Source organism: Bordetella genomosp. 12, from assembly GCF_002261355.1.
Taxonomy (GTDB): Bacteria; Pseudomonadota; Gammaproteobacteria; order Burkholderiales; family Burkholderiaceae_B; genus Bordetella.
Genome location: NZ_NEVU01000001.1, coordinates 1,039,892 through 1,059,479, shown reverse-complemented (window position 1 = coordinate 1,059,479; position 19,588 = coordinate 1,039,892). Strand labels below are relative to the sequence as shown.

Here is a 19,588-nt window from a genome sequence, read left to right as displayed (position 1 = left end):
TTGATGAATGTGTTGTCCACCCTGGTGCTGGCGTTCGCCATGTCGACCGACGCTTTCGCGGCCGCTGTCAGCAAGGGCGCCGCGCTGCATAAACCCCGCTTTTCCGAAGCCCTGCGCACCGGCGTGATCTTCGGGGTGATCGAAGCCATCACCCCGCTCATCGGCTGGGCGCTCGGTTCCCTCGCCGCCAAGTTCATTGCCGATTGGGATCACTGGATCGCCTTCGGCATGCTCTGTGTGCTGGGGTTCATGATGATACGCAGCGGGCTATCCGCCGAAGAGGAAGACGCCGCCCCCCCTTCCCGTCACGGTTTCTGGCTGCTGGCAGCCACCGGCTTTGCCACCAGCATCGACGCCATGGCCGTCGGCGTGAGCCTCGCTTTCATCGACAACAACATCATCGTGACCGCCATCACCATCGGCCTGGCCACCTTGATCATGGTGACGCTGGGCGTCATGCTCGGCCGGGTGCTGGGCGCGATGGCGGGCAAGCGCGCCGAGATTCTCGGCGGCGTGGCGCTCATTGGCATCGGCTCGACCATCCTCTACGAGCATCTGAGCGCCACGGCGGGCTGAGTTCAGCGCGCCTGCGCCCGGATGGGCGCGCCGGCCACGGCAAAAGTGCCCGCGCCCAGGTGATGCAAGGTGTGCAGGTCGCGGTTGTCGGCATGGATATGCCAATGCCCGCCCGCAAAGATCCGGCTGTCGGCCGCCGCGCTCACGACCTCGGCAAAGCAGGTGTCGTAAGCGTCCTCGGTGTGCTTTTCGGGGATCCAGCGGCACTCCATCCAGGCCGCCATCCCGGTTTCCACCAACGGCAGCCCCAGCACGGGGCCGTCGAGGGTGGCGATGCCGTAGCGGGTGAACTTATCGCCCTCGCGCCCGGACACGCTGCCCACGGCATAGGTCTGATCGGCAAAGGCCACGCCCGGGATCAGCAAGCCGAAGCCGCCGCTGGCCTGCATCAATTCGCGCGTGTAGGTGTGCTTGTCTATCACCACCGAAATGCGGGGCGGCGAGAACTCCACCGGCATGGACCAGGCCGCTGCCATGATGTTGCGCACGGCGCCGTGGCGGGTGGTGATCAGCACCGTCGGGCCGTGATTGATGAGGCGGCTGGCATGCTCGAGCGCCACCGGTTGAAAATGCGAGGACGGCATCCTGAACTCCTGGACAGAGGCCCGCGTCACGGGCTGACAGCCATTGAAGCAAAATGCGCCGCGCTTCGCCAGCGCCCACGGCGGGCGGCCAGGCGCAGCGTGCTACAGTCGATGCCCGCGCGGCCGGCCCCGGCCGCGAGGAGAACCTTGTGTCCGCCCGTTTTGCCAACTGGTTGCGCGCCTTTGCCCCGGTCCCCGTAGGCGCCAGCCTGCGCGAAAAATGCTATGGCGCCATGGGCGCGCTGCTGGGCCTGCTGGTTACGGCCTGGATCAGCCGCCAGGCGCTTGGCCCGGCCGGCCTCTGGCTCATTCCGCCCATGGGCGCCTCCGCCGTCTTGCTCTTTGCCGCACCGGCCAGCCCGCTGGCCCAGCCGTGGTCCATCCTGGGCGGCAACCTCATCTCGGCCCTGGTAGGCGTGGCCTGCGCGCACCTCATCCCCGACACGGCCTGGGCGGCGGCGACGGCCGGCGGCCTGGCGGTCGCTGCCATGTTCGCCCTGCGCTGCCTGCATCCGCCAGGCGGGGCGGTCGCCCTGACCGCCGTGCTCGGCGGCCCGGCGGTCAGCCAGCTGGGCTTCGGTTTTGCGCTGTGGCCGGTGGGCATCAATTCGCTGATCCTGCTCAGCGCCGCCGTGGTGTTCAACGGCCTGCTCAAACGCGCCTATCCGCATCGCCCCCAGATCCCGCCCTCGCCGCATCTGACCCGCGATCCGCTGCCCAGCCAGCGGCTGGGGTTCTCCCCCGACGATCTGCGCCAGACCCTGGCTTCCCATGAGACGCTGCTCGATATCAGCGAAGCGGATCTGCAGGCCATCGTGCTGGCCGCCGAAGCTCGTGCCGCCTCACGCCGCCACGCGGACGTTCCGTGCGCCGGCATCATGTCGCGGGACGTGGTGCGCCTCGATGCGCGGGACAGCCTGGCGCAGGCGCTGGAGCGGATGCAGCACCATCGCCTGGACGCGCTGCCCGTCGTCGCGCAGGGCACAGAGGCCTATCTGGGGATGGTGAGCGCGCAGGCGGCGCGCGCCGGCCAGGCCCAAGGGCGCGCCTTGATGGACTGCCTGAGCATCGGGGGCGCGTTCGCCACGCCCGATCTGCCGGCCATCGAACTGGCTCCGGCCATGGCGGATGGCCTGCACAGCGTGCCGGTGCTCGATGGCCAGGGGCGGCTGCTCGGCCTGGTGACGCAATCGGACCTGATCGCCGCGCTCTACCAGATCACGCTGGCGCAGCCCGCCCTGCAGCCGCAGGCAGGGTGAATCCCACCCGCGGCCGGGCCTGGCGGCCTGACCTCAAGCCACTTTGTGCAGCCAGCCGTGCTTGTCGTCGCTGCGGCCGCGCTGGATATCCTGCAGCGCAGCCTTCAGGCGCAAGGTGACCTCGCCTGCGCCCCCCGAGCCGATGGTAAAGCCATGCTTGCGGCCCTTGACCTGGCCGATCGGCGTGACCACTGCCGCCGTGCCGCAGGCGAAGGCCTCGGCCAGCTTGCCGCTTTGCGCATCGGCCTGCCACTGGTCGATGGAATACGGCTCCTCGCGCACGGTCATGCCCAAATCGCGCGCCAGCGTGATCAGGGAGTCGCGGGTGATGCCGGGCAGAATCGTGCCGGTCAGGGGCGGGGTTTGCAGCGAGCCATCGGCAAACACGAAAAAGACATTCATGCCGCCCAGCTCTTCCACCCAGCGGCGCTCGACCGCATCCAGGAAGACCACCTGATCGCAGCCCTCGCGCGCGCCTTCGGCCTGCGCCTGCAGGCTGGCGGCGTAATTGCCGCCGCACTTGGCCGCGCCCGTGCCGCCCGGCGCGGCGCGCGTGTAGTTATCCGACACCCAGATCGTGACGGCCGAACCGCCGCCCTTGAAGTAGGCCCCCACCGGCGAGGCGATGACGGCGTACAGATAATCCGTGGACGGCTTGGTGCCCAGCGCGACCTCGGTGGCGATCATGAACGGGCGCAGGTAAAGCGAAGCGCCGTCGGCCGACGGAATCCAGTCACGCTCCAGGCGCACCAGTTGCTCGACGGACGCGACAAAGAGGTCTTCCGGCAGCTCGGCCATGGCCAGGCGGGCCGCGGAATTGCGGAAGCGCCGGGCATTGGCCTCGGGACGGAACAGCGTGGCGCTGCCATCCGGCAGGCGATAGGCCTTGAGCCCCTCGAAAATCTCCTGCGCGTAATGCAGCACCAGCGTCGACGGGTTCAGGCTCAGATCGGCGCGCGCGCCGATTCTGGCGTCGTGCCAGCCCCGGTCGGCGCTGTAGCGCACGGTGGCCATGTGATCGGTGAAGATCCGGCCAAACCCCGGATCCTGCAGCAGGCGCTCGCGTTCGGCGGGCGTCACCGGATTCGGGTGGCGCTCCAGCAGGAATTCGGGTGTGTCTTGACTCATTTCTGTCTCCAGCTCATCAGGGGTACGGGGCTGGCAAAAGCATAACGCCAATGCCTGCGCCATTGAAATCAATATCGGGTCAGGACGGCGCGGCGGCGGGCTCGCGGCGCGATTGCGCCATGCGCAGCGCCAGCTGCGACAGCACGCAGGCTCCCGCGATCACCAGCACCGCGGCGCGCAGGGGCGAAGCGCCCAAGCCGGCCAGGCTGGTGCAGATGGCGCCGATGGCCATCTGCGTGCAGCCATACAGCCCGGAAGCCGAGCCGATGACCTGCGGATTGACGCTCATCGCCAGGGTCAGCGCGGCCGGCGAACAGGCGCCCGCGCCGACGCAGAACACAAACATCAGCACCATGATCAGCGTGGTGTTCATCACCCCGGCCAGCACGCAGGCCAGGAGCGTGAGCACGCTGATGGCGCTCAGCAGATTGCCGCCCATCAGCAGGCGGTCGATCGGAATGACGTTGAGCAAACGGCCGCAGACCGCATTGCCCAGCCACACGCCGGACACGAGGATGGCCAGATACACGCCCACTTCGTGTTCGGGGCGGTGCAACTGGTCGATGAAGATGAACGGGGCGCTGGCCACGAAGGCATACATCGAGGTCGTCGCGCACCCGCCGCCCAGCGTATAGCCGACGAATCGCCGCGACCGGAACAGCGCGCCGTAGTCGCGCAGCAGCCGGGCCGGCGTCAGCGGCGCGGCTTGGGCCAGGGTCTCGGGCAGCTTGCGCCAGGCCAGCAGCAGATTGGCCACCCCCAACAGACAGAGCAGGGCCAGAATGGAGCGCCAGCCCAGGGTGGCGGCCAGAAAACTGCCCAGCAAGGGCGCCAGCGCGGGCGAGATCATGACCATCATGTTCATGAGCGCCAGGCGCTTGGCGGCCGAGTTGTCAGCCGCGGTGTCGCGCACGATGGCCCGGGCCAGCACGAGGCCGGCGCACCCGCCCAGCGCCTGAAACAGCCGCGCCGCGATCAGGGCATGGGCATCCGGCGCCAGCACGGCGGCCAGGCCGGCCAGGGTGTAAAGGGCCAGCCCGCCCATGAGCACCGGACGGCGGCCGAACCGATCCGACAAGGGCCCGTAGAGCAATTGACCGCCGGCCAGGCCCAGGATGTAGAGGCTGACCGTCATCTGCATGGAGGCGTTGCTCGCGCCGAGATCCTTGCCGGCCATCGCCAAGGCCGGCACGAAAATATGCATGGCCAGCGTGCCGCTGAAGGTAAACACCGCCAGCATCCACAATTGCACGCGGGGAATGGGCCTCGTCATGCGGCCTCCCCCTCGCCGTCGAGCCGTTCGCAGATGCGGGCCAGCAGCGCGCAGGCACGCAGCACTTCTTCTTCGGGCAGATCGGCCAGCGCGGCCTCGCGCACCTGCCGCGCCACGGCCTCCACTTGCTCGACCACGGCCTGGCCCGCCGGCGTGAGCACCAGCGCCTTGGCGCGCCGGTCCTCGGGATCGGCCTGCCGGGCCAGCAGGCCGCCCGCTTCGAGCGCATCCAGCACTCTGACGATGGACGACCCATCCAGCCCCAGCGAGGCCGCCAGATCTTTCTGGCGCATGGGATGCCCGGCGCGCGAGACGCGCAACAGCGGCAGCCAGGTCGCCTCGGTCAGGCCAAAGGGAATCAGACGACGATCAGCGGCGCGGCGCCAACTGCGCGCGGCCTGGGAAAGCAGCGGCCCGAAGCGGGACGCTGCCGTATGGGAATCAGGCATGGAATCAACAATTAGATGACATACAAACTAATTGTATTCCATTAATTGAACCCTATGCTTTCAGGATCCATTCCCCGATGCGGTAGGCCAGCGCTTCGCTGTTGTCGTCCATCATCAGCATGTGCGAGTTGCCGGCGATGCCCATGTCCGCCAGCCGCCAGGTCTGCACCTGCCCGCCGGCGGCGGCCAGCCGCGCGGCATAGTCCTGGCCGGTGGCGCTTAACTGCGACCACAACGGGGTGGCATCGAGATAATCGCCATAGACGAACAGAAAGGGCTTGCCGGTCACGCATTCGGCGCGCACTTCGGCCGAAAAACCCGACGGCTCGATCCCGATCAGGCCGCGCACCAGTTCGGGCCGCTCATGCAGGGCGCGGTAGGCAACCTCGCCGCCGTGGCTATGGGCCAGCACCAGACAGGGCCCGACCCGCTCGAGCACCGCGCAGAAAGCGGCCAGGGCGGCGTCGTTATTGCCCAGCCAGCGCGGCACCGACTGGCGGATGAACGCATCGAACGCGCCGACCGGAAAGCGTTGCCCGGCAAACGGCTGGCGCGTGTCATAGTCCTCGGCGCGCCCGAAGCGAAACAACGACCAGCTCTCTTCGGCCGTACGCATGATGGGCGCGTCCGGCCACACGGCGCTAAAAGGCGCCCAGCCCGCGCGGCCGCGCTCGACGTTGTCCACCACATAGACGGCGTGGCCCTGCTGCAGAAAATGCCGCAGCCAGCCCGGCCGGCCATCGGGGGTCTGCTCCCACATGGTGCCGGTCATCCCGCCGCCATGCAGCAAGACCAGCGGCAAGGGCTGGCTGCGCTGCTGCGGGATGAAGTACTGCACATAGGCCTGACCGAAGTGGTACAGCCCATTGGGATCGTAGGCATAGGCCGCCGTGCGCGTGAACTGAATCTCGCGCACGGGCTGGCCGCTGAGCCGCACCTGCTCACCGCCGGCATAAAAACTGCCGACATCGGCCAGATGCAGACTCACGGCTTTTTCACCAGCGGACATTGGCTTTCGGACAGCGGCCAGGCCAGCGTGTCGCCGGGAATCGTGCGCACGATGTTGTAGTAGTCCCAAGCGCCCTTGGATTGCGCCGGCGTCTTGACCTGAGCCAACATCATGTCGCGCACCACCAGGCCATCCTCGCGGATGTGGGCATTCTGGCTGAAGGGGTCGTCGATGGGCAGGGTCTTCATTTTGGCCATGACGGCATCGCTGTCGGTCGTGCCGGCCGCCTGCACGGCGCGCAGATAGTGCCGCACCGAGCTGTAGACGCCCGCCTGCAGGAAGGTCGACGGATGTCCCACGCGCGCCTGGAAGTCCTTGGAGAACTTGCGCGTGCCCTCATTCATATCCCAATAGGAAGGCACGGTCAGATAGGTCTTCTGCGCCGCCTCCAGCCCCAGGCTGTGCACATCGGTGAGCAACAGCAGCATGGCGGCCAGTTGCTGCCCGCCGCTGGAGACACCGAACTCGGCCGCCTGTTTGATAGCGGAGATGGTGTCGCCGCCCGCATTGGCGATGCCGACGATCTGCGCCTTGGAGGCCTGCGCCTGCAGCAGGAAGGACGCAAAGTCGGAGGCGTTCAGGGGGTGATAGACCGTGCCCAGCACCTCGCCGCCGTTGGCCTTGACCACCGCCTCGGTATCCGCGGCCAGCTGCTTGCCGAAAGCGTAATCGGAGGCCAGGATGAACCAGCGCTTATTGCCTTCCTTGACCACGGCATTGGCCGTGCCCCGCGACAGCGCATAGGTGGTGTAGGTCCATTGCACGCCATAGGGCGAGCATTGCGCCTGGCTCAGTGCGGTCGTGCCGGCGCTGGAGACCAGCACGAGTTTCTTCTTCTCGCGCGCGATCCCCTGCACGGCCAGCGCCACCGATGAGTTCGGCACGTCGACCACGACATCCACGCCATCGGCGTCATACCATTTACGGACCAGGCTGCTGCCGATATCCGGCTTGTGCTGGTGGTCGCCCACCACCAGGCTGACGGGTTTGTCCAGCACCCGGCCGCCGACTTCCTCGATGGCCATACGGGCGGCCTCGACCGACCCCTTGCCGGTGGCATCGGCCGTCACGCCGGCCATGTCGGTCAGCACCCCGATTTTGACGCCATTGGCGTCGTTGGCCTGCGCACCACTGAACGCCAGGCACAACGCCAGCGCGGCAACACTGCGATATTGCTTCATGGTCTCCCCCATGGTTCGCCACCCGGACGGCAGCTGAATTTATGGTGGGGCAGTGTATCGCCGCGCGGGCGCGCTGTCAGGCTTTCTTCGCCGTCACGGTCAATGCGCCCGCCGGCGGTACAAGGTGCTGCGGTGCACGCCCAACGCGCGCGCGGCACGGCTGACATTGCCGCCATGCGCGGCCAGGGCGGCATCGATGGCGCCGCCGGTGACCGACGCCAGGTCGCCAGGCGCGGCCACACTGCCGCGGACATCGGCCGGCAGCATCGCGCGCTCGACCACGCCGGTCTCGGCAGCCAGCACCCGCAGCGTGCGCAGCACGGCATTCAATTGCCGGTAATTGCCCGGCCAGGCATAGGCGGCCAGTTCGTCGGCCAGCGCCGGCGGCAGCGCCGGCCCGGCTTGCGCCTGCCACATCTGGCGCACCAGCGCCGGCAGATCGGCGCGCTCGCGCAGCGCGGGCAGCGCCACCGTGTATTCGGCGATACGGAAATAGAGATCGGCGCGCACCGGCGCGTCGCCCTGCCCGTTGGCCAAAGGCCGGTGGGTGGCGCAGACCAGGGCGAAATCCACGTCGACGGGCTTGCCCCCGCCCAGAGGCGTGACCTCGCGGCTTTGCAACACCCGCAACAGCCGCGCCTGCAAGGCCAGCGGCATGTCGCCGATTTCATCCAGAAACAGCACGCCGCCGTGGGCCTGCCGCAACAGGCCCTTGCTGCCCTGGCGGCGCGCCCCCGTGAAGGCCCCTTCCTCGTAACCGAAGAGCTCGGATTCGATCAGGCTTTCCGGCAGGGCGGCGCAATTGATGGCCACGAAGGGCCCGCGCGCGCGGCGGCTGCGGGCGTGCAGCGCGCGCGCGAACATCTCCTTGCCCGCGCCCGTCTCGCCTTGCAGCAGGACGGACAAGCCGGCATCGCACAAGCGCACGGCGCGATCCAGCGCCGCCAGGGTGGCCGGCTCGAAATGCACGCCGGGCGGGACGGCGGGTGCGGGCGCCGCCGGCGGACGGCGGCCATGCGATGCGCGCAAGCGCAGGGCCGCGCCCTGGCGCGTGCGCACCGCCCCCAGGGCCGGATCGCCGTCGAAGAGGTCGGCATAGCGCAGGCGGCCGATTCCCTCGCTGTCCAGGCCCAGCAGGGCACGGGCCTGACGGTTGGCGCCGGCCAGACGCTCGCCGTCGAACGCCAGCATCGCGCCGCCCTCGAGATGCAGGCGTTCATGCCGTTCGAAGTCGGCCTCGAACAAGGCGTGCTCCATGGCGTCGGCCGCCGCGCGGACCTGCTCGAGCAAGCCCGCGCGCGCCAGCGCGGTCTGGCAGGAGAAATCCAGTACGCCGAGCGACCGCCCCTGCCCGTCGAAGACCGGCACGGCCATGCAGGTCAGAATGCGGTTGGACTCCAGATAGTGTTCGGCGCCCTGCACGACCAGCGCCCGGCCTTCGGCCAGCGCCGTCCCGATGGCATTGGTGCCGGCGGCCGATTCGCCCCAGCTCGCGCCGGGCATCAAGGCCACGCGCCGGGCGCGTTCGGCAAAGCCGGTGTCGCCTTCGCAGTCGAGCACCAGCCCCTGCGCATCGGTCAGGATGATGATGCCGCCCGCCCCGCGCAAGCTGGCCAGGGCAGGCTCGGCCACGCGGCGCAGCATCTCATTGCGCTGGCGCGCCTGGCGCAACTCCGCGGCGGTAAGCGGTTCGGGCACGCGCGCGGCGCGCATGTCGATGCCCCATTCGGCGCAGCGGCGCCAGGAGCGCAGGATGGGCTCGGCCACCAAACCGCTGGGCAAGACGCCCTGCTCGTTGAAAAGCGCGCGCGCCTGGCTCAGCGCTCGTTGTCGTTGGACCATGAATCGTCTCCGTCTCGGGCGTTCTGCGACACCTGTTGCGCGGCGCTGTCGCAAAACGCGACAGACAGACCCGCCCGGCAACGCGCGGGCAGGTCCACGCCGCCCTAATTTCGCATGCGCCACACGGCCCTGTCTACTGGCATGGACTTTGCTTGGAGGAAACCAGGGCCACCCCGCCCCCCATCCCTTATCCCCGGAGACAAACATGGACCTCGCGACCCGCATCACGCCCGAGAGCTACGGCACGCGCCTGGCGCTGAAAAAGGAGTACGGCAATTTCATCGGCGGGCGCTGGCAAGCCCCGGCCGACGGCGCGACTTTCGACAACCTCACGCCCGTGACCGGGCAGCTCCTGTCGCGGCATGCCCGTTCCACGGAGCGCGACATCGAACTGGCACTGGATGCCGCGCACCGCGCCGCGCCCAAGTGGGGCGCCACCGCGCCGGCCGAGCGCGCCCGCTTGCTGCTGCGTATCGCCGACGTCATGGAAGCCAATCTGGAACAACTGGCCACGGCCGAAACCTGGGACAACGGCAAGCCCATCCGCGAGACCCGCGCCGCCGACATTCCGCTGGCCATCGACCACTTCCGCTACTTTGCCTCGGCCATCCGCGGCCAGGAGGGCGGGCTATCGGAAATCGACAACGACACCGTGGCTTATCACTTCCGCGAACCCCTGGGGGTGGTGGGCCAGATCATCCCCTGGAACTTCCCCATTCTCATGGCGGCCTGGAAGCTGGCGCCGGCCCTGGCCGCGGGCAACTGCGTCGTGCTCAAACCCGCCGAGCAGACCCCGCTGAGCATCCTGCTGTGGGCCGAACTGATCGCCGACATCCTGCCGCCGGGCGTGCTGAACATCGTCACCGGCTTCGGTCTGGAAGCCGGCAAGCCCCTGGCCAGCAGCAAACGCATCGCCAAGATCGCCTTCACCGGCGAAACCACGACGGGGCGCCTGATCATGCAATATGCCTCGCAGAACATCATCCCCGTGACGCTGGAGCTGGGCGGCAAATCGCCCAACATCTTCTTTGACAACGTCGCCGCCGCCGACGACGAGTTCTTCGACAAGGCCATCGAAGGCTTCGTGATGTTCGCGCTCAACCAGGGCGAGGTCTGCACCTGCCCCAGCCGCGCGCTCATCCAGGAATCCCTCTACGACAGATTCATGGAGCGCGCGCTCAAGCGCGTGGCGGCCATCAAGCAAGGCAACCCGCTGGACGGCGACACCATGCTGGGCGCCCAGGCCTCGGCCGAGCAGCTGGAGAAAATCCTCTCCTATCTGGACATCGGCAAACAGGAAGGCGCCGAAGTCCTGGCCGGCGGCGGCCGCGCGCCGCCGGCGGGCCATCTGACGGACGGCTATTACGTGCAGCCCACGGTGTTCAAGGGCCACAACCGCATGCGCGTCTTCCAGGAGGAAATCTTCGGCCCGGTCGTGGCGGTGACGACCTTCAAGGATGCCGACGACGCGCTGGCCCTGGCCAACGACACGCTCTATGGCCTGGGCGCGGGGGTCTGGTCGCGCGACATCAATACCTGCTATCGCATGGGCCGTGGCATCAAGGCCGGGCGGGTCTGGACCAACTGCTATCACGCCTACCCCGCGCATGCCGCGTTTGGCGGCTACAAGCAATCCGGCATCGGGCGTGAAACCCACAAGATGATGCTGGATCACTACCAGCAGACCAAGAACCTGCTGGTGAGCTATTCGCCCAAGGCCTTGGGCTTTTTCTAAGGCGGCCGGGGCCGGCCTGGCCGGTCCCGCCTCGCGATAGCCGGAGACACTGCCCATGACCGAAACCACACCGCGCGTGGTCGCCACCGAGGCGGGCCGCGATCTCATCGCCGTGCTCAGGGCCAAGCACGGTCCCTTGATGTTCCATCAATCGGGCGGCTGTTGCGACGGCAGCTCGCCCATGTGCTATCCGGCCGGCGAGTTTCTCGTCGGCGCGGGCGATGTGCTGCTGGGCGAGCTCGAGGGCTGCCCCTTTTATATCGGCGAGGATCAGTTCGCCTACTGGGAGCACACTCAGCTCATCATCGACGCGGTGCCCGGACGCGGCGGGGCCTTCTCGCTCGACAGCGCCGAAGGCCGCCGCTTTCTGCTGCGCTCGCGCCTATACGCCGACGAGGAATGGCGGCATATCGCGCCGGTCCGCCGCGGCGGCTGAAGCGGCTTACTCGGGAAACAGCAGGCGCGTGAAGATCGGCTCCACCGCGCCGCTGCGTTGCCCGTCGCTGCCGAAGTAGCGGTTTTCCCGGCACAGGCGTTCGCGCGTATCGCAGAACACCCCGTTCTCGTAGGTAAAGGCGTGGTGATCGAAGTCCCCCTGCGCGCGCAAGCGCGCGGCCGCCCGCTCGCCGAGGTATTTCTCGGTCAGCGCGGCCGACAGACCCTGCTTGTCGGCGCAGAAGTGACGGTCGCACAGCACGCCGGCCTGCGGCGTGCGCAGCGGCTGCGCGGGCGCGGCCTGCGCCGTCGTGGCCGCCAGGGCCAACGCCATGATGCGAAGCAGTGTTTTCATGCCCATCCCCTTGCGGTGCGTGACAAGCAGGATAGTAGCCCGGCGGCGCCCGCCGGGCTGCCCGCGCTCAGTCCAGCGGATGAAAACAGGCCGCCAGCCGGTCCTGGCCCTGTCCCGCCAGGGCCGGCACCTGCGTGCGGCAATCGGCCTGGGCCCGGGCGCAACGCGGGTGAAAGGCGCAACCCGGCGGCAGATGGGTGGGAGAGGGAATCTCCCCCTCGATCTTCATGAGGCGGATGCGGGCTTGCGGATCGGGCACCGGCGAAGAGTCGCGCAGCACCCGGCTATAGGGATGCCGGGGGGTATCCAGCACCTGCGCCGTGGGGCCCTGCTCGATGATGCGGCCCAGATACATCACGCAGACCGAGTCGCAGAAGTGGCGCACCACGCCCAGATCGTGCGAGACGAAGACGAAAGACAGGCCGCGATCGCGCTTGAGCCGCTCCAGCAATTGCAGAATCTGCGCCTGCACCGACACATCCAGGGCCGAGACCGGCTCGTCGGCCACGATGAGTTCGGGGTCGAGCACCAGCGCGCGCGCAATGCCGATGCGCTGCCGCTGGCCGCCGGAAAACTCGTGGGGGTAGCGGTCCAGCGCCGACGCGGGCAGGCCCACCTCGACGATGGCCTGCTCCACCTTGCGGGCGATTTCCGCCGGGCTGCCCATGCGATGCACGTGCAGCGGCTCGGTCAGCGCCTGGCGTACCGTGCGGCGTGGGTTGAGCGAGGCATACGGATCCTGGAACACGATCTGCACCCGCCGCCGCAAAGCCCGCAACGCCTGCGCGCCGGCACGCCGGATGTCCTGGCCGTCGAACACGATATCGCCTTCATCCGGCTCGATCAGACGCAGCAGCGTGCGCGCGACCGTGGACTTGCCACAGCCCGACTCGCCCACCAACCCCAGCGATTGGCCGCGCCGCACGCTGAAAGACACATCGTTGACGGCCCGCACGACCTGCTTCTGGCCGCCCAGCCAGCCGCCGCCGCTCTCGAAGCGTTTGACCAGATTCCTGACCTGGAGAATGTCGTCCATTTGTTCTTCCTTGCCGCTGTGCTTCATGCTGTTCCTATCGGGCTGGGCTGGGCTCTGACCAGGCAGCGCACCTCGTGCCCGGGCGCCACGGCCGTCAGCGGCGGACGCTGCGTGTCGCAACCCGGCTGGCGCAGCGGACAGCGCGGCGCGAACGCGCATCCCGGCGGCATGGCCGTAATGGCGGGCACCCCGCCCGGAATCGACGCCAGCGACGCAGTGTCGGTATCCACGCGCGGCATCGCCTTGAGCAAGGCTTCGGTATAGGGATGCAGGGGCCGGGCGAACAGGGTCTGCACATCGGCCGTCTCGACGACCTCGCCGGCGTACATGACCGCCACACGGTCGGCGATCTGCGCCACCACGCCCAGATTGTGGGTGATAAACACCACCGCCATGCCATGCGCCGATTTCAACTCCGACAACAGCGTCAGAATCTGCGCCTGAATGGTGACGTCCAGCGCCGTGGTCGGCTCGTCGGCCAACAAGACGCGCGGCTTACAGGCCAGCGCCATCGCGATCATCACGCGCTGGCGCATGCCGCCCGAGAACTGGTGCGGATACGCATCGAAGCGCTTTTCGGCCGCCGGAATCTTGACCTCCTGCAAGGCCTGCAGCGCCAGCTTGCGCGCCTCGGCCCAGGACAGTTTGCGATGCTGGCGGATGGCCTCGGCGATCTGGTCGCCCACCGTCATGGTGGGATTGAGCGAGGTCATCGGCTCCTGAAAGATCATGGCGATGGCGTCGCCCCGCAGCCGCATCATCTGCTTTTCGGGCAGGGGAGCGATATCCCGGCCTTCGAGCAGGATCTGGCCGCCGGCGTGACGCGCGCCGGCCGCCGGCAGCAGACGCAGCACCGACAGCGCCGTCACGCTCTTGCCGCTGCCCGATTCGCCCACCACGGCCAGGGTTTCATTGGACGCAACCGTCAACGAGACATCCCGCACGGCGGCATGCCAGGCGCCGCCGATGCGAAACTCGGTGCGCAGTTGTCGCAGTTCCAGTACGGGAGTGCTCATGATCGCTCCGAACGCAGTTTGGGGTCGATGGCGTCGCGCAAGGCATCGCCCAGCAGATTCAGCGCCAGCACCGTCAGGAGAATGGCCAGGCTGGGAAAGACCGTCAGCCACCAGGCGTCGAGGATGTTCTCGAAGCCCTCGCGGATCATGCTGCCCCAGGTGGCCGCCGGCGGCGGCACGCCCAGCCCGATGAAGCTGAGCGAGGCCTCCGTGCGGATGGCCGAGGCCATCCACAGCGAGCCCAGCACCACCACATCGGAGATCATGTTGGGCAGGATGTGCACGCCCATGAGCCGCAACGGCCCATACCCCAGGGCCCGGCCGGCTTCGACGAAGTCGCGCTGCTTGAGCGCAATGGTCGGCGCCCGGGCCACGCGCACGAAGGGCGCGATTTCGGTGATGGCGATGGCGATGATGAGATTCTCCAGGCTGGCGCCCAGCATGGCCGCGACCATCAGGCCCAGCAGCAGGGTCGGGAAGGACAGCAGCACATCGACCAGGCCCATGATGACCTGATCGATGACGCCGCCCACATAGCCGGCCAGAATGCCCAGGGCCGAGCCGATGCACATGGCGATCATGATGGCCACGAAGCCCACCAGCAGCGATACCCGGGCGCCATAGATCAGGCGCGACAGCACATCGCGGCCGTAGCTGTCGGTGCCCAGCCAGAACTCCGCCGACGGCGGCTCCAGGCGGTAAGCGATGTTCTGCTGCAGCGGATCGTGCGGCGCCAGCCAGGGCGCGAACACGGCCGCGAGGATGATGATCAACAGCAGCCCGATACCCACCCACGACAGGCGATTCTTCGCCAGTGCCTGCAACAGCGGGTTGGGCCGGGCGGAGGATGCGACGGCGCTCATTTGTATTTCACCCGGGGGTCGACCATCCCGTACACCAGGTCGGTCAGAAGATTGACGAGAATCACGCACGAGGCAAACACCACCATCAGGCCCTGCAGCAGGGTGTAGTCGCGCGTGTTGAGCGCACCGAGGATGAGCTTGCCCAGGCCGGGCCGGTTAAAGACGATTTCCGTCAGCACCGAGTTGCCGATCAAGGTGCCGAAGTACAGACCCACGACGGTCACGATCGGGATGAGCGCATTGCGCAGGCCGTGCCGCAGGATCAGCCGCATGGGCCGCACGCCCTTGGCGCGGGCCGTGCGGACATAATCCTCGCCCATCACGCCCAGCATGGACGAGCGGGTCACGCGCATCACATAGGCCATCATGATGAGGCCCAGATTGAAGGCCGGCAGCGTCAGGTTGCGCAACTGCGTGCCCCAGTCGGTGGCCGTCGTGCTGCCAATGACCGGAAACCAGCGCAGTTCGATGGCGAAGGCCAGCAGCATCAGAATGGCCGAGACGAAGGCCGGAAACGACAGGCCGGTCAAGGAGAGCAGCCGGCCCAGATAATCGGGCCAGGCATTGCGCCGCAAGGCCGCCCAGATCCCCAACGGCAGGCCGAAGACCACGCCGATCAGCACCGCCGCGGCGGTCAGCTGCAAGGTCCAGGGCAGCACCAGCGCCACCTCCTGCAAGACCGTGCGCCCGCTGGCCATGGAGACGCCGAAATTGCCCGTCAGCATGTCGCCCAGAAAGCGCAGGTATTGCTCGTGCATGGGCAGATCCAGGCCCAGGCGCAGGCGCAAGGCAGCCAGCGCCTCGGCGCTGGCCTGGTCGCCCAGCATCACCGCGGCCGGGTCGCCCGGCACCAGACGCACGAGCACGAACACCGCGGTCAACATGGCCAGCAGGGTCGGAATCGCCAGCAGCAGACGTTTGATGGCGTAACGGATCATGGCTGCCCCCCCATCAGGCGCGTGGCTTGCAGCGCCTCGATGGGCCGCGACGTCGAGCCGCGCAGCACCAGGTCGGCCATCAGGGCGCCCACCACCGGCACCAGCTCGAAACCGTGCCCCGAAAAGCCGAAGGCATGGAACAGCCCCGGCGCGTTGGGCGAAGGCCCGACGACGGGCAGCAGGTCCTCGGTCTTGGCTTCCAGCCCGGCCCAGACGCGCACGATGCGGATATCGCGCACCATGGGAAACAGATCGGTGGCCGCATGCGCGCCCTTGGCCAGCACGCGCATGCGTGCCGTCGACGTTTCCCGCTCCAGATTGGGCGTGCCCTGCAGGCCACCGCCGATCACCAGGGTGCCCTGATCGGATTGCTTGAAGGACAAAGAACGCCCGACGATGGCGACGACCGGTTTGATAAAGGGCCGCAAGCGTTCGCTGACCATCATCATGGAGGACTTGGTATCGAGCGGAATCTCGTCGCCCGCCATGGCGGCAATGCGGGCAGACCATGCGCCGGCGGCATTGACCACCGCGGGCGCGACCCACTCGCCGCGCTCGGTGACCACACACCAATCCGCGCCCTGGCGCCGCAGGTCCATCACGGCGCAATGTTCCACCAGCGTGACGCCCGCCGCTTCGGCGCTGGCGCGGAACGCGCGCAAGGCCCGGTGCGGATCGGCCGCGCCGTCACGCCGCACCATGGACGCGCCCACGCAATGCGGGCTGAGCGCCGGCAGCAGGCGGCGCAACTCGGCGGCATCGATCAACTCCTCATGGGTGTAGCCGGCCGCGCGCAAGCCTTCCACGCGCGTGGCCAGCTTGGCCAGGCCCTGCTCGGTCTCGGCCACGCAGATCTGGCCATGCGCGTGAAAACCGCAATCATCACCGACCAGCGCCGCCATGTTGTGCCACATGTCCAGCGCCTCTAACGACAGATCCAACTCCCGCCGGTCGCGGTTGAGGGTACGCACGCCGGCGGCGGTAGCGCCGGAGGCATGGCGTCCGGTCCAATGACGCTCGATCACCACCACCCGCTTGCCCTGCCGGGCGATGTGCAACGCGGCCGACAGGCCATGCAGCCCGCCGCCGATCACGACGACATCGAAAATAGGCGCGCTCATGCTTGCTCGTCCTCGATGTCCAGCGATGCCAGCTCGCCCAGCGTGAGCGGCTTGAGCGGCGGCCGGATACGGTAGAACCCCACTTCGGCCACGGGCCGCTGTTCCTCGGCGGCCACGATATGGGCGATGGTGTAACCGCACTGACGTCCCTGGCAGGGGCCCATCCCCGCGCGGGTGTATGACTTCACTTGATTGGGGCCGGGCTGCCCGATGCGCGCCGCGCGGCGGATGTCGCCGGCGGTGAGTTCCTCGCAGCGGCACACGATGGTGTCATCCGGCGGATTGAAAATGCTGGCGCGCGGCGGGTACATCTCGTCGAGCATGGGCCGCAGGCGCAGCAGCCCGTCGAGCTTGGCGCGCAAGGGCGCGGCGGCCCGCTCGGCGGCCTGCGCCTCCAGGCGGCCGGCCTGCCGGGCCACGCCCAGGGCCACCAGCTCGCCCCGTGCGCAGGCGGCCAGCGCGCCGCCTATGCCGGCTGCGTCACCGGCCACGTACACGCCTTCACGGCTGGTCTGCCCCCAGGCATCCAGGTCGGGGGCCAGACAGGCCTGGCGCGGGTCCCAGTGATGGGCGCACTCGAGCGCTCGTGTCATGTGAATGGACGGCACCACGCCCTCATGCGAGAGCAACACCGTGGCCGGCTCGCGGCGGCGGCTGCCGTCGGCCAAGGTGTATTCGATTTCACGCAAGGCGTTCTCGCCCAGGGCGCGCAAGCCCGTCACGCCGCGCACGCGCCGCACGCCGGCCTGCTTCAACTCGCGCAGCCAGCCCAGGCCCTTGCGCACCTCGCCCCAGGATGCCAGCGCCGCGCCGGCCCAGGGCAGCGCCCGGCGCCAAGCGCCCGGCGCGGTCGTGTCCAGCCAGCCCGCGATCTTGCCGCCCGCGCGCAGCAACTGCGCCATATACAGCAAGGGCAGCGGGCCGCTGCCCGCCACCCAGACGGGCGCGGCCGGCACTTGCCGCGCGGTTTTGAGCAGGATCTGCGCCGCGCCCACGGTGAGCACGCCGGGCAGGGTCCATCCCGGAAAGGGCGCCGGGCGTTCCTGCGCGCCGATGGCCAGCACGACGCGGTCGGCGCGCACCACTTCGGCGCGGCCTTCGCGCGTCACGTACACGTGCCAGCCGGTCTCGATCTGCCAGACCTGCGTCTGCGGCTCATAAACCGCGCCACACTGACGGAAGCGCTCGGCCAGCGCCGCGCCGGCGCGATACTCATCGCCCAGCAGCCGTCCGGTCTGCGTGGCGGCCACGGTCTCGACCGCGCGCCAGATCTGACCGCCCGGCGCCGGTTGTTCATCGACGACCAACACCCGCATCTGCTGCTCGCGCAGGCGTATGGCCGCGCTCATGCCGGCAGGGCCGGCCCCAATCACGACGACATCGAATTCGCGCTTCATGCTTGCACGCTCCGCTTGCCGTGCTGGCGTTCGACCCGCATGCCTTCGCGCACCGGCACCATACAGGATTGCGTCGAGGCCACCCCGTCGATGACGGCCAGGCACTCGAAACACACGCCCATCATGCAATAGGGCGCGCGCGGACTTTCATTGACCGGCGTGCTGCGGCTGGCCGGCGTGCTCTGGCGCAGCAGCACGGCCGCCACGCTTTCGCCCGCTTCGGCCTTGACCGGCTCGCCATCGATGGTGAGCGTCAGCGACGCGGCACCGGATTCATGCAACTTTCTGAACATTGAAGCGCTCATGATGGAAGACTTCCAGGAAAGAAGGCGGGGCACCCGCGGCCAGGCCGCGCGCGTAGTCGCCGGCGTGCAGGGCCGCCAGGGTGACGCCCGAATGACAAAGCGCGATATCAGCGCCGGGAAATTGCTGCGAGGAGGCATAGACAGGACAGCCGTCCGGCGTCATGACGCGCAGACAGGACCATTGGCGCACCAGCCGGGCCTGCGCCAGCGCCGGCAGGATGCGCAAAGCATTACGGCTCATGCGCACGGCCGCATCGGTGGTGGTCGACAGGTCGTAGCCCACCTCCTCCTGCGTCAGGCCCACCATGACGGTGCCTTCGCCGGTCTGGCGGATACCGCTGCCCGGCACGGGCAGCAGCGGCGCGAGCCGTTCGGTCACCATGATCTGCCCGCGCTGCGGCCGCAAGGGCACATCCAGCCCCACCATCGGCCCCAGGCCGATGCAGCCCAGGCCCGCCGCGATGACCAGGCGCGCGGCGCGTGCCCGGCGTCCGCCGGCATCGATTTCAAACCCGCCGCCCGTCATCGGCCGGATGGCGCTCACGGGCGCATTTCCCCACAGCCGGCCGCCGCGCTGCTGAAACCCCGCCTGCAGGGCTGCCAGCAGCCGCAAGGGATTGGCGTGGCCGTCCAGTTCGCCCACGCTCGCGCCGCTGACGTCCGGGCCCAGGCGCAGCCCCGGAAAGCGCCGCAGCAACTCGTCACGCGCCAGGATGCTTACACAGTCACCAACCTCGGGCGCCTGCTGGCGCCAGGCCTGCATGCGCGCCGCGCGCGCCTGCAGTTCCTGCTCGCCCAGACAGAAATGCAGGCCGCCGCGCCGCTCATATTGCAGGTCTATGCCGCTGACCTCCTCGAGCTCGCTGGCAAACGCCGGCCACGCCAACACCGACCGGTGCGACAGGCGCTGATAGTGCGGGTTGCCCTGCCCTTTGCCTTGCAGCCACACCAGGCCGAAGTTGGCTTTGGCGGCGCGATAGTCGGTATCGGCGCCGTCGATCAGCAGCACGCGCTGCCCCAGGCCCGCCAGCCCGTAGGCGATGGCCGCGCCCACCATGCCCGCGCCAGCCACGATGACATCGGCTT

At 68.5% G+C, this 19,588-nt stretch carries 20 protein-coding genes; 4 read left to right on the top strand and 16 right to left on the bottom strand.

The annotated features are described in order from the left end of the window. Positions 1–3: 3 nt before the first annotated feature. Complete coding sequence (mntP, locus tag CAL22_RS04975) at positions 4–576, top strand: manganese efflux pump MntP (RefSeq protein ID WP_094810853.1); 573 nt, start codon at positions 4–6, stop codon at positions 574–576. A gap of 2 nt (positions 577–578) precedes the next feature. Here mntP and CAL22_RS04970 read toward each other — a convergent pair whose 3' ends face one another. Continuing rightward, positions 579–1,160 (bottom strand): flavin reductase family protein, encoded by a 582-nt coding sequence (locus CAL22_RS04970; RefSeq protein WP_094810852.1) that lies wholly within the window; start codon positions 1,158–1,160, stop codon positions 579–581. 149 nt (positions 1,161–1,309) lie between these two features. On the opposite strand from CAL22_RS04970, the gene CAL22_RS04965 reads away from it, so the two are divergent. Beyond that, complete coding sequence (locus tag CAL22_RS04965; RefSeq protein WP_094811136.1) at positions 1,310–2,419, top strand: HPP family protein; 1,110 nt, start codon at positions 1,310–1,312, stop codon at positions 2,417–2,419. A 33-nt stretch (positions 2,420–2,452) separates the two neighbouring features. Here CAL22_RS04965 and CAL22_RS04960 read toward each other — a convergent pair whose 3' ends face one another. The 6 genes from CAL22_RS04960 to CAL22_RS04935 form a co-directional block, all read right to left on the bottom strand. Continuing rightward, positions 2,453–3,547, bottom strand: coding sequence for a branched-chain amino acid aminotransferase (locus CAL22_RS04960; protein WP_094810851.1), 1,095 nt, complete (start codon positions 3,545–3,547; stop codon positions 2,453–2,455). 79 nt (positions 3,548–3,626) lie between these two features. Next, the gene (locus CAL22_RS04955; protein WP_094810850.1) at positions 3,627–4,820 is read right to left on the bottom strand and encodes a multidrug effflux MFS transporter; all 1,194 of its coding nucleotides are present in this window, start codon (positions 4,818–4,820) and stop codon (positions 3,627–3,629) included. Continuing rightward, positions 4,817–5,269, bottom strand: a complete 453-nt coding sequence (locus CAL22_RS04950; RefSeq protein WP_094810849.1) for a MarR family winged helix-turn-helix transcriptional regulator — start codon at positions 5,267–5,269, stop codon at positions 4,817–4,819. The genes CAL22_RS04955 and CAL22_RS04950 overlap by 4 nt, the downstream gene beginning before the upstream one ends. Before the next feature lie 52 nt (positions 5,270–5,321). Beyond that, positions 5,322–6,278, bottom strand: coding sequence for an alpha/beta fold hydrolase (locus CAL22_RS04945; protein ID WP_094810848.1), 957 nt, complete (start codon positions 6,276–6,278; stop codon positions 5,322–5,324). Beyond that, entirely contained in the window at positions 6,254–7,471 is a 1,218-nt protein-coding gene (locus tag CAL22_RS04940) for an ABC transporter substrate-binding protein (protein WP_094810847.1), read from the bottom strand. Before CAL22_RS04940 ends, CAL22_RS04945 begins: the two co-directional genes overlap by 25 nt. Before the next feature lie 87 nt (positions 7,472–7,558). Continuing rightward, entirely contained in the window at positions 7,559–9,301 is a 1,743-nt protein-coding gene (locus CAL22_RS04935; protein WP_094810846.1) for a sigma-54-dependent Fis family transcriptional regulator, read from the bottom strand. Positions 9,302–9,506: 205 nt separating this feature from the next. On the opposite strand from CAL22_RS04935, the gene adh reads away from it, so the two are divergent. Beyond that, the gene (gene adh, locus CAL22_RS04930; protein WP_094810845.1) at positions 9,507–11,036 is read left to right on the top strand and encodes an aldehyde dehydrogenase; all 1,530 of its coding nucleotides are present in this window, start codon (positions 9,507–9,509) and stop codon (positions 11,034–11,036) included. 55 nt (positions 11,037–11,091) lie between these two features. Continuing rightward, on the top strand, positions 11,092–11,472 hold the full coding sequence (locus CAL22_RS04925; protein WP_094810844.1) for a DUF779 domain-containing protein: 381 nt from the start codon (positions 11,092–11,094) through the stop codon (positions 11,470–11,472). Between the two features lie 6 nt (positions 11,473–11,478). Here CAL22_RS04925 and CAL22_RS04920 read toward each other — a convergent pair whose 3' ends face one another. From CAL22_RS04920 to CAL22_RS04880, 9 genes are all read right to left on the bottom strand, one after another. After that, the gene (locus CAL22_RS04920; RefSeq protein ID WP_094811134.1) at positions 11,479–11,826 is read right to left on the bottom strand and encodes a YcgJ family protein; all 348 of its coding nucleotides are present in this window, start codon (positions 11,824–11,826) and stop codon (positions 11,479–11,481) included. 67 nt (positions 11,827–11,893) lie between these two features. Next, complete coding sequence (locus CAL22_RS04915) at positions 11,894–12,862, bottom strand: ABC transporter ATP-binding protein (RefSeq protein WP_244193783.1); 969 nt, start codon at positions 12,860–12,862, stop codon at positions 11,894–11,896. Between the two features lie 23 nt (positions 12,863–12,885). Next, positions 12,886–13,878 (bottom strand): ABC transporter ATP-binding protein, encoded by a 993-nt coding sequence (locus CAL22_RS04910; RefSeq protein ID WP_094810842.1) that lies wholly within the window; start codon positions 13,876–13,878, stop codon positions 12,886–12,888. After that, on the bottom strand, positions 13,875–14,741 hold the full coding sequence (locus CAL22_RS04905; protein ID WP_094810841.1) for an ABC transporter permease: 867 nt from the start codon (positions 14,739–14,741) through the stop codon (positions 13,875–13,877). Before CAL22_RS04905 ends, CAL22_RS04910 begins: the two co-directional genes overlap by 4 nt. Beyond that, a complete protein-coding gene (locus CAL22_RS04900; RefSeq protein ID WP_094810840.1) occupies positions 14,738–15,679 on the bottom strand; it encodes an ABC transporter permease in 942 nt (313 codons plus the stop codon). The genes CAL22_RS04905 and CAL22_RS04900 overlap by 4 nt, the downstream gene beginning before the upstream one ends. Next, on the bottom strand, positions 15,676–16,800 hold the full coding sequence (locus CAL22_RS04895) for an NAD(P)/FAD-dependent oxidoreductase (protein WP_094810839.1): 1,125 nt from the start codon (positions 16,798–16,800) through the stop codon (positions 15,676–15,678). Before CAL22_RS04895 ends, CAL22_RS04900 begins: the two co-directional genes overlap by 4 nt. Then, positions 16,797–18,197: an NAD(P)/FAD-dependent oxidoreductase gene (locus CAL22_RS04890; protein WP_094810838.1), complete on the bottom strand. Its 1,401-nt coding sequence runs from the start codon at positions 18,195–18,197 to the stop codon at positions 16,797–16,799. Before CAL22_RS04890 ends, CAL22_RS04895 begins: the two co-directional genes overlap by 4 nt. Then, positions 18,194–18,490, bottom strand: a complete 297-nt coding sequence (locus CAL22_RS04885) for a (2Fe-2S)-binding protein (protein WP_094810837.1) — start codon at positions 18,488–18,490, stop codon at positions 18,194–18,196. Before CAL22_RS04885 ends, CAL22_RS04890 begins: the two co-directional genes overlap by 4 nt. Then, a complete protein-coding gene (locus CAL22_RS04880) occupies positions 18,471–19,574 on the bottom strand; it encodes an NAD(P)/FAD-dependent oxidoreductase (protein ID WP_094811132.1) in 1,104 nt (367 codons plus the stop codon). The genes CAL22_RS04885 and CAL22_RS04880 overlap by 20 nt, the downstream gene beginning before the upstream one ends. Positions 19,575–19,588 lie beyond the last annotated feature (14 nt).